Origin of the sequence: Kosakonia sp. (genome assembly GCF_032104925.1) — a bacterium.
GTDB lineage: Bacteria > Pseudomonadota > Gammaproteobacteria > Enterobacterales > Enterobacteriaceae > Kosakonia.
In genome coordinates, this window is the sequence record NZ_DAMCGF010000001.1 from 221,371 (window position 1) to 231,635 (window position 10,265).

General features: G+C 50.8%; 10 protein-coding genes. 6 read left to right on the top strand and 4 right to left on the bottom strand.

The window, feature by feature from the left end:
- Positions 1-51: 51 nt before the first annotated feature.
- The gene (locus RT644_RS01120; protein ID WP_016496235.1) at positions 52-492 is read left to right on the top strand and encodes a MaoC family dehydratase; all 441 of its coding nucleotides are present in this window, start codon (positions 52-54) and stop codon (positions 490-492) included.
- A complete protein-coding gene (gene fabV, locus RT644_RS01125) occupies positions 492-1,685 on the top strand; it encodes an enoyl-ACP reductase FabV (RefSeq protein WP_313625128.1) in 1,194 nt (397 codons plus the stop codon). The genes RT644_RS01120 and fabV overlap by 1 nt, the downstream gene beginning before the upstream one ends.
- A gap of 83 nt (positions 1,686-1,768) precedes the next feature.
- Here fabV and umuC read toward each other — a convergent pair whose 3' ends face one another.
- Both umuC and umuD read right to left on the bottom strand, forming a co-directional pair.
- A complete protein-coding gene (umuC, locus tag RT644_RS01130; protein ID WP_160270456.1) occupies positions 1,769-3,031 on the bottom strand; it encodes a translesion error-prone DNA polymerase V subunit UmuC in 1,263 nt (420 codons plus the stop codon).
- A complete protein-coding gene (gene umuD / locus RT644_RS01135; protein ID WP_016496232.1) occupies positions 3,015-3,449 on the bottom strand; it encodes a translesion error-prone DNA polymerase V autoproteolytic subunit in 435 nt (144 codons plus the stop codon). Before umuD ends, umuC begins: the two co-directional genes overlap by 17 nt.
- Before the next feature lie 369 nt (positions 3,450-3,818).
- On the opposite strand from umuD, the gene RT644_RS01140 reads away from it, so the two are divergent.
- Both RT644_RS01140 and RT644_RS01145 read left to right on the top strand, forming a co-directional pair.
- Entirely contained in the window at positions 3,819-4,721 is a 903-nt protein-coding gene (locus RT644_RS01140) for a hypothetical protein (RefSeq protein WP_313625131.1), read from the top strand.
- Positions 4,722-4,784: 63 nt separating this feature from the next.
- Positions 4,785-5,054, top strand: a complete 270-nt coding sequence (locus tag RT644_RS01145; protein ID WP_016496231.1) for a hypothetical protein — start codon at positions 4,785-4,787, stop codon at positions 5,052-5,054.
- 239 nt (positions 5,055-5,293) lie between these two features.
- Here the strand turns inward: RT644_RS01145 and RT644_RS01150 are convergent, their stop codons facing one another.
- Entirely contained in the window at positions 5,294-6,865 is a 1,572-nt protein-coding gene (locus RT644_RS01150) for a methyl-accepting chemotaxis protein (RefSeq protein ID WP_313625133.1), read from the bottom strand.
- A gap of 577 nt (positions 6,866-7,442) precedes the next feature.
- Positions 7,443-8,231, bottom strand: coding sequence for a MipA/OmpV family protein (locus RT644_RS01155; RefSeq protein ID WP_044489661.1), 789 nt, complete (start codon positions 8,229-8,231; stop codon positions 7,443-7,445).
- A 124-nt stretch (positions 8,232-8,355) separates the two neighbouring features.
- On the opposite strand from RT644_RS01155, the gene RT644_RS01160 reads away from it, so the two are divergent.
- Both RT644_RS01160 and RT644_RS01165 read left to right on the top strand, forming a co-directional pair.
- Positions 8,356-9,051, top strand: coding sequence for a response regulator (locus tag RT644_RS01160; protein WP_045513407.1), 696 nt, complete (start codon positions 8,356-8,358; stop codon positions 9,049-9,051).
- Positions 9,048-10,244: a sensor histidine kinase gene (locus RT644_RS01165; protein WP_016496226.1), complete on the top strand. Its 1,197-nt coding sequence runs from the start codon at positions 9,048-9,050 to the stop codon at positions 10,242-10,244. The genes RT644_RS01160 and RT644_RS01165 overlap by 4 nt, the downstream gene beginning before the upstream one ends.
- Positions 10,245-10,265 lie beyond the last annotated feature (21 nt).

Below are 10,265 nucleotides of genomic sequence, written 5' to 3' on the forward strand. Positions count from 1 at the left end.
AATGCTTCCGTTAAACGCTTTCAAAATATATCTGAAAAGGACGTGTGCTTTATGGTTAATTCAATCCACAATTTGCATATTGGTCAGTGTGCAGAGTTTAAAAAAACATTGACGGATAATGACGTCGCAGATTTTGCATTGGCATCTGGCGATACCAACCCCGTTCATCTGGATGAGAGTGCAGGGCGGGAAAGTATATTCGGGCAACGTGTTGTTCATGGTATTTTGGTAAGTGGGCTCATCTCAGCGGTAATTGCTAATAAACTGCCCGGCAACGGTTCTATTTATCTTGGCCAGGATCTCAAATTTATTAAGCCAACATTTATTGGCGATACGATTACGGCGACGGCGGAAGTTATCGCGATTAATTGCGAAAAAAATCGGGTGCGGCTTAAAACCACGTGCACCAATCAGCATGGGGATAAGGTTATTGTCGGTGAAGCCGTCGTTCTGCCGCCGCTGGAAAAAGCGCTGGCTGAGGAGGTGAACTGATGGAGCTTATTATTCAAGGCAATGTGGCTAAAAACTGCCATCCTGAAGGTTTACGCCAGGGCATTGATAAACAAATTAACTATGTTGAGTCGCATGGGGAAATCTATGGTCCGCGCAAGGTGTTGGTGATTGGTGCCTCTTCCGGATATGGGCTGGCCTCACGCATCGCGGCGGCCTTTGGTGGCGGTGCCGATACGATTGGCGTTTCATTTGAAAAAAGTCCGGGCGAAAAAGGTATAGGCAGCGCCGGATGGTATAACAATATTTTTTTTCGTCGCCGGGCGCATGAGAAAGGGCTTATCGCGAAAAATTTTATCGCGGATGCTTTTTCCGATACGACCCGCAACGACGTGATTGCATACATCAAGCAGGAGTTTGGCGGCAGCATTGATCTGCTTGTCTATTCGGTTGCCTCTGGCGTGCGAATTTGCCCGGATGGCACGCGCTACACCTCGACGCTTGGCGTGCGCGGGCAAGCCTTTTCCGGCCCGGGTTTTGACCTGGAAACCCGCAAGATGGTGAATCAGACGCTGGAACCGGTGACCGAACAACAACTTGCCGATACGGTAAAAGTCATGGGCGGGGAAGACTGGCAACGCTGGATTGATATGTTATCGGCGGCTGGTGTGCTGGCTGAGGGGTTCAAAACGGTGGCGTACTCTTATACTGGCCCGAAATCAACGAGGCCGCTCTATAAAGAGGGCGCGTTAGGCGCGGCGAAAGCCCATCTGCACGCAACAGCCGACCAGCTTGACGCACAGCTCCAGCGCATTAATGGTCATGCCTATGCGGTGGTGTGCAAAGCGCTGGTGACCAAAGCCAGCGCCTTTATCCCTATGTTTCCGTTATACATTACCTTGCTGTACAAGGTAATGAAGCAGAAGCGGTTGCATGAAACCTGTATCGAGCAGATGCACAGGCTGATGTTGAACCACCTTTACCCACCAATGGGCAACGTCGTAACGGATGAGGAGCGGCGGATCCGCCTTGATGATTTCGAGCTGCGCCCGGATGTTCAGCAAGCCGTGGAGTTGCTAAGAAAACGGGTCACCACCGAGAACTTTAAAACCGTTGGTGACTTCGCCGGGTATCTTGCCGAGTTTTACGCGCTGAATGGCTTCTCAATGCCGGACGTGGACTACTCCTCTGAGCTGGATCTGCGCCAGCTGGTAAAAGAGTACAGCCATGCATAAGCATGCCTGATATGACAAATGCGCCAGTCTGTCGGCGCATTTGTTGATGAAAATCGCGGTCGGTTATGGTTTCTGTACGGTCTTTATTTCACGACAGGCAGATCGGAATAGCGTGTGGTGTAGGCGGGGGAAAGCATGTCGCGTTTCATCGCCCAGTTTTTTTCAATTCCCTGTCCTGCAAACCAGACGCTTCCTCTCCCCGATGTATTTAAACGATCAATGGTTTCCATCAGCGCTGCGCTGTTCGCGTAGGGGCGATTCTCATCAAACAGATTGAGTTGGGCAACGCCGCTGCTGAAAAAATCTGAAAGCATCACGCCAGCCTTCATATAACGATGCCCCTCCCGCCATATCTGATCCAGCGAGCTTGTCGCAGCACGGATAATGTCGCGCGTATCATTAGTCGGCGTCATCAACGTCACGGATGCCTGATTTCCGTAGTAAATACGATTATCCGCATGCGGGCTGGTACGAATAAAGACGCTGATGAAGCGGCAGAACTGATGTTCCGCGCGTAACTTCTCTGCCGCGCGTTCAGCATAGGCGCAAATGGCCTGATGCATATCTGAATACTGCGTGATCCGCTTGCCAAAAGAGCGGCTACAGATAATTTGCTGCTTGGTGGGGGGAAATTCATCAAATGCCAGACATGATTCGCCGCGCAGTTCCCGCACGGTTCGTTCCAGCACAACATTGAAGTGTTTACGGATAACCCAGGTTGAACTGTCGGCAAGTTGCAGCGCATTTTCAATGCCCATTAACGCCAGTTTTTTACTGATGCGACGTCCCACGCCCCAGACCTCATGTATCGGCACGTGAAACAGTAACTTACGTTGCCGCTCCCGGGAGGAAATATCCACAACTCCCCCGGCGCTGGCCCATCTTTTGGCGGCATAATTGGCCACCTTGGCGAGGGTTTTCGTTGGGGCAATGCCAACGCCCGTTGTCAGCCCGGTATTTTTCAAAATCTGATTACGGATCTGATGGCCGAATGCCTCAAGTGAAATACAGTTTGATACGCCAGACAGATCGATAAAAGCCTCATCAATAGAATAAAGCTCGACGGAGGGGGTGATTTCAGCCAGCGTCGACATGACTCGATTGCTGAGGTCGGCATACAGCGCATAATTTGAGCTAAACACCGTCACGCGCTGACGATGAAGCTCATCTTTGATTTTGAAATAAGGCGCAGCCATGTCTATGCCCAGGTTCTTTGCCTCACGCGATCGCGAAATAATGCACCCATCGTTGTTGGATACGACAACGACAGGTTTCCCCTGCAGATCCGGGCGAAACAGCGTCTCGCAGGAGGCGTAGAAGTTATTCACATCAACAAGCGCGAACATGTCGATTTGACTTCAACGTAAATGTCACGACGCCGAAGATCTGCAACTCTTCCTCAGCCTGGAAAACAATCGGCGCATAATGAACATTATGCGGGATGAGCTGGAGAACAGGGCGGGTCCGCAACTCCTTCACCGTGAATTCCCCGGCAACCGCCGCAACAACAATATCACCGTGCACTGGGGTCAATGAGCGATCAACCACCAGCAAATCACCATCGCTAATCCCCGCACCGATCATCGAATCCCCGCTTACCCTGACAAAGTAAGTCGCGCTGGGGTGTTTAACCACCAGTTTGTTTAAATCAAGCCGCTCTTCGACATAATCCTGCGCCGGGCTTGGGAAGCCACAAGGAACGCGCTCAGCAAAGAGCGGAAGGGGAATGAGGCGATCACTCTCGGTCGATGGGATGAACTGCATGATGATGAATCCGGTTAACTGTGTTTATATACAGTATTGCTAAATTCTGTCACTGATCAAGAGGCGAAGCGGGCCGCATTCAGGAAATGTTTGAAGTAGCAAAGAATTTAGCTAAAAAGTCTCGCCAAAAGCTGGTACCTGAAAGCGGGTAAAAATAGACTGTTCCCCGTAGGGAAAATCTCATTTATGCCTGATGCAAGCGCATTGAAGCGTTCTCTTGCCGCGAGCCAATGCGTGTCGGTTTGTTAGCGGGGCCGAATAATCGGGTCTTGCGCGTAATAAGCGCCGCAATCATTTAAACGTGAATGACTGATGATGCGCGATACAGGCGCAATCCAAACAGATAATAAATACACACAGGAATGAAACATGATCAAAAAAATAACCTACGCATCGGCCATGCTGCTTGCGGCCTGCATCAGCTTTAGCGTGAGTGCAGCACCTAAAACTGCGGTAAATAAATGCCCGGCAGCGATGGATGTGGATAGTGTTGAAATTCGCGATGGTCAGCAGCTTATGATCCTGACGAAGGCGGCACTAGAAAACTATGAAATGGCGGTAGCCAAGGACGCTAAGTGTGTATCAATTTATCGTGATACATATCGGGCTAAATATCTCCCTGAACTCAAGAAACTGGACGCCAGTACCTCGGAACCTGTCGTCAAATTAAAAAGCGCGCCATTGTTGGCTGCTTTTGAAAATGTTATGCAACCGGGCTTAGATATAAAGGAAACGGATAGCAGGGTTAACGCCTACTATGCTGTCGCAAATGCCTACCTTGAGACAGCGATGCCGGGTAAATGGAAAGTATCAGAAGATAGCGACGAAATGGGGGGCGAAAAAACGTATCTGTATACGCTGGAGTCTGAGGATGTCGCAAAACTTTCGCCTCCCTATAAACAAGCAAAGGCGACGATTCTGGTGATGCAGAAGGAAAAAGCGGGCGTGATTAGCGATCCGAAAATTATGTATTACGTTTCAGAGGGCCAATTAACGCTGCCTGTAGAAGGCGGTGAAATCGCGGCGAAATATGACGACGATGGAATCAGTCGCTATGACGGCACGATATGCAGTGATGACAATCGTGCTTTCTGCCCTGATCTGGCCATTTACCAGCTGTTTGCTTATCTGGATGTGCGCAGTAGCCACAAGGCTATCATTGAGTTGCCATTCTATATTGATGGCCCTTACCAATATCATTTTAAAACCACTGGCTTAATAACCCGGCGTACAACACCGGATTACTTGCTGCCAAAAAATGCGGGGAAATAGCGCAGTATCAGAAATTCAGTAATGTGAGGGTTACTATTTTTCGCGTATTAAGGAGAGGCGTAGATGTTAAATATTGCCAGAAGCACCGGTAATTCCACCACCGGTGTGCATATGCTGCAACGCTTTAAAAATGGCTACCGCATTCGTTGTAATCGCGAGACCCTAAAGCGGTTCACTTCCATCGATGTTAAGCCGGAGTATCAACATCTGTTCGGCGCAGATGGCGAAGGTATCTACCATTCGGCAACCTTTCCAACTATTGCTGAAGGCGCGCAAGCGCTGTGCAACTTCATCCGGACGGTTTGCGGTCTGGAGTGTCAATGGAAACCGTAACGGTGTGGCGGTTTCACGCGATGAACCTGTAAAAATAAGGGTATTTTCGAACATTTTCGTGCCTGTTGGCGGCGTCTCATCCGCGCCGGGAAAGAGTGGCGATGCCGTGGCTGACGTTGAAACGGGAATTGGCGTCGGCTGGCAGGAGACCCGCCGACGCTATGATTGTTGCGCACGTTGCCGATTTACGGCGACGTATTCATCACCACCGTTTTACTGCGAATCGTGTTCGTACAAAGTCAAACGCTCGCCGGAACCCTGAAAACACTCACCAACTCTTTCATCACTCTGGCTTGTTCGTTGAGCATTTCAGACGCGGCAACCGACTCTTCGACCAGCGCCGCATTTTGCTGGGTAGTGGTATCAATCTGGCCGATCGCAATGTTGATTTGCTGTACGCCGTCACTCTGTTCGAGGCTCGCTTGTTCGATCTCTTTCAGAATACTGGAGACGTTATCCACGTTCTCGACCATTTCGTCCATTTTACCGTTCACCTGACGCACCATCTCCAGGCCGCGCACGCTCTGCTGTGTCGAGTTTTCAATCAGCGCACGGATATCTTTCGACGAATTCGCCGTTTTCTGCGCCAGATTGCGAACTTCCTGCGCCACCACGGCAAACCCTTTGCCATGTTCACCTGCGCGAGCTGCTTCAACCGCGGCGTTAAGCGCCAGGATATTGGTCTGGAAGGCGATAGAATCAATCAAATTAATAATGTCAGACATTTTGTCCGCCGAGCTGCTGATATTGTGAATTTCCTGCGTCAGCGAGGTCATCAATTTGCCGTTATCTTTCGCCGCGTCACTGGCTCTTGCAGAAAGCTGCGACGCATTTGCCGTATTATCACCCGTATTCTTAACCGTTGAAGAGATTTGCTCCATGGAGGCGGCAGTTTGCTCAATGGAACTCGCTTGTTCTTCCGTACGGGCAGATAAATCGCGTGTACCGGCCATGATCTGCGATGCGCCAGTGGCAATATTTTCCGCGCCGCTGCGGATCTCCAGAACAATTTTTTTCAGCTCCTCCTGCATGTGGCCGATTGCGCCTGTCAGCAGCCCCGTTTCGTCTTTTGAGGTGACTTTTATCTCGGTGCCCAGATCGCCTTTCGCGATCCTGATCGCCGCATCAACGGCATGTTTGATAGGGCCAACAATGGCACGTGAAATAATGATTGCCATGATAATGCCGAATATAAAACAGATGAGGGTAATGAAGATCATCACCATTCGACTCAGATTGTAATCATGCAAAAAATCACTGTATGACGTTTGCATTTCATCCCGTTGCAGGCTGATAAATTTATTAATCTTCTCAATATACTGGCTTTCATAATTACGCGTGTTGGTTGTATATTCCGTGACGGCGGCGTCAGGATTGGTTTGTATATTGCCAATCACTTTGCTACGGGACTGAATATAGAGACTGCGCGCGGCGGTGATTTTCTCTAACAGAGCCTGCGACGCATCATCATCAGCCTGTTTATTCAGCTGTTTATACAGTTTGCTTATTTGTTCAGACCTGGCGGCAAGGTCTGTAATCAACTGTGCTTTTTTAGCTGCATCTTTTTCAATGATCGCATTAAGAAACAGCGTCGTTGAACCATTAACATCGCGGATTAAATTATTACCCAGCGCGGTGGTCGGGTAATCTTCAGTCACGATTTTGGATATTTTATTTTTCGCCTCATCAAGCCGGTAAATCGCATTTCCGGCAATAAAAAGTAATAACAATAATAATATCCCGAAAGATAGCATTATCTTATTTCTGATACTTATACCCTTTGGCTTACCGATCGTTGTTGTATTTTCCATGGTCTTCCCTTAGTGAAATTTATCTGCATGCCTGGCCGCTATAGCGGTCGGCATCTACGTTTTATCGGCCATGAGAAGGTATTGATTAGTGATCGATCGTTAAAATCTTAATAAAACTGAAAAGCAATAGTTTATATCTATCAATTGTAAGGTGATCGATCGTTGATATATTGTATAACTTTGATGCAGCAATTTTTTTGAATGAAATTGATATTGTTAACGTAAATTAAAGAAATATCACTGAGGAGAGAAACCGCGTAAATAAAATGTATGGCGGCAATAAACCGTAACGCACCGATCTACAGAGCAATATTTATTGCCAGAGAATAAATAATCACCTAAGTAAGTACTTCAGAATTATTGCATAAGAAATACATCAAACCAGACAGATATGGTCGCTTTGGTATGCCGCACGGCGTTCTCTATCCAGCGCGGCATTCACTATGGCTACTGCAACAGTATTTTTACGGTTAACTGCTGATATAGGTCAGATAAGCCGCCAGATAAACGACACCACAGGCAAACCATATTTTTGCCAGAAACTGATAATCGTTTTTGTCCATTTTTCCCGCACCTTTCAAAAAGTATACGTAATGGCAATGACCGCTGAGCTTTGGTTACGGCGCAGCACAATTGGGCTGTCAGCCGCGTGATCGTTCAGCCATGTGTAATTGGCGCTCAGCAATGTTCCCCAGTGGGCATCAAATTGATGGCTCCACGTCAGACTATTATCGATCCCATAAAATCCCTGTTCTGCGTGGTAGCGCGCATAGCCGGAACGCAGACTTTGCTTTTGGCTGACACCGTAAAACGTGTTCATATATCGGCTATCGCCAAACAGCGCGGCAGACTGGAAAGCCAGCGTATCGCGGGTGGTCTGCACCGGCAGCAAGGTGAGGGACGCCTGATACTGCACCCCCTGGCTGTCGGTAAGTGGCAGGGTGGCTTTGCTTTCCAGCACCAGCCAGTCTGTGGCTTGCCAGCCAACCGCCAGCGCGGTATTCAGCGTGGCGTCAATATTGCCCATGCCTTTTAAGTTTTCCGCGCCGTCCCGCCAGCCAGAATCACGATCGGCGCGGCCTGACGCATAACCCAGCGTATGTTCCAGATAAAAACCATTGTCGGTTTGCAGGTCATAACCCAGCCCTTTTTGCGAATCAAAAAAGAGCGCATTATCGCGGATCTGAATTACCGGAACCACCTGCACACGTTGCTTGTCTGAACCGCTGTAGCGCGGGGCATATTCCCCGCCAATGCCCACCGTCACTCCGTTTTGCACGGCGGGGGCGTCGTCGGCTCTGGCTGTGGAGGCAAACAGAGCCAGCAGGGGACAGGCGCTATACAACACGGTTTTTCTCATTATCATCATCACATCTCGCTGGGTGGGGTAGTATGCTGCGGCGAAGGTTCGCCATGTCCTGACAAGGAATATAGACAGGTCATATCAATAAACGGTCAGGGAATTATTAAGAAATGGTCAAGGTAAGCAAATGATATCCCGTAGAGTGCTTGTGATTGAAGATGATGCCGATGCGGCCAGCGTACTGGAAGCCTATCTGCGACGTGAAAACTATGACGTTTCGCTGGCCGGAGATGGGCTGACAGGGCTGGACATGGCGCAGCGCTGGAAACCTGATCTGATCTTACTGGATATCATGTTGCCGGGCATGAATGGCACCGAGGTGCTGGCGGCGCTGCGGCGCATTAACGATGTCCCGGTGATCATGGTCACCGCCATGGGGGATACTTCTGAGCGCATAGGGGCGTTGCGATACGGGGCCGATGATTATGTGGTGAAACCGTATCACCCTGGCGAAGTGGTGGCACGCGTGCAGGCGGTGCTGCGGCGCAGTAAACGAACGAACACGCAGGAAGAGGTGCTCCGCTGGCAGACGCTGGAGGTGGATACTGTCGCCATCACCGCAACGGTCACCCAGGCTGAAAACAGTGTGCGCAGCCTGGAACTGACGCCAACGGAGTTTTCCATCCTGATAACGCTGATGCGCCACCCGACATTGCCGTTTTCCCGCCAGCACTTGCTGGAACACTGTTTGCCGGAGAGCGAAGCGCTGGAGCGCGTGGTCGATACGCATGTCTACAACTTGCGCAAAAAGCTGGAAAACGCAGGTGTTACCGGCGTTTTAGCGAATGTGCGCGGTATTGGCTACAGGTTCCGCCAGCCATGAAAAATCGTGCTCATCAATCGTTGTGGCGCTGGATTTGCGCGCGCATCATCGCGCTGGCTATCGGCACTGTTATTGTCATTGCCCTGTGTATGTGGCTGCGTTGCGCCGTGCAAAACTTCTGGGTTTTGCATGATATGCCGTCTGCGGTGAAAGCGGAGTACCTCGCCCTGCTGGACAACCCGCAGGCGAACCCGGTGCGTTTCCATGAGATCGTCGATAAATGGTGGGGGATAAGCTATTCGAAGCCCTCCATCGCCTCGGCCGACTGGATCATGGTGGGCGTGCTGGTACTGGTGATGATCCCCTTTATTGTGATTATGGGGCTACGTTACGCCCGGCCACTCTCTTTACAGTTCAGCCACCTGCGCGAAGCGGCCGATGAAGTCACGCAAGGCGAATTTGGCCGCCAGGCGGATCTGGTAAAAGATGCGCCCGCCGAAGTGGTACGTTTTGTCAGCGATTTTAATGACATGACCCGCCAGCTGGCGCGCTACGACCGGGAGTTGCGCGCGTCGCACGTTGCGATGGCGCACGAGCTGCGTTCTCCGCTCACCGCCGCCATTGGTCGCCTGCAAGGGATGCTTGATGGCGTCTTTGAACCCAGCCAGCAACAACTGGGAATGGTGATGAAACAGCTACAGCACCTGAGCCGCCTCACGGATGAGTTGCATCTGCTTTCGCTGGCCGATGCCGGTCAATTGACGCTTAATCTTCAGCCGCTGTCGCTGGAAGATCTGTTAGCCGAGCAGCTCGCCTGGCTGAAACCGCAGGCTGATGCCGCGGGAATAACTATGGCGCTGACGTCCCGTTCCTCTTCGCTGTTTACTGGCGATGCGTTCCGGCTGGGGCAGGTCTTTATCGTGCTGATGGAAAATGCGCTGCGCTATGGCCGGCGGGGCGGCCAGCTTGCGATCCACCTCAGTCAGCAGGGGAGCGCGTGGCGGATCGATTTTGAGGATGACGGACCGGGCGTGGAAAGCGATTTTCTGCCAATCATGTTCGATCGCTTTACCCGCGCGGAAACCTCCCGCGCCAGGCATTCCGGCGGCAGCGGGCTGGGGCTTTCTATCGCGCGGGCGATATGTGTTGCCCACGGCGGCAGTATCAGTGCGGCGCTGCCCGAAAAAGGCGGATTACGGATCAGCATCACTCTCCCTGTGGATGGTCGCGGCGAAAAAAAATTGCACTCTTGATGAATTCTTGACGAAACGTGG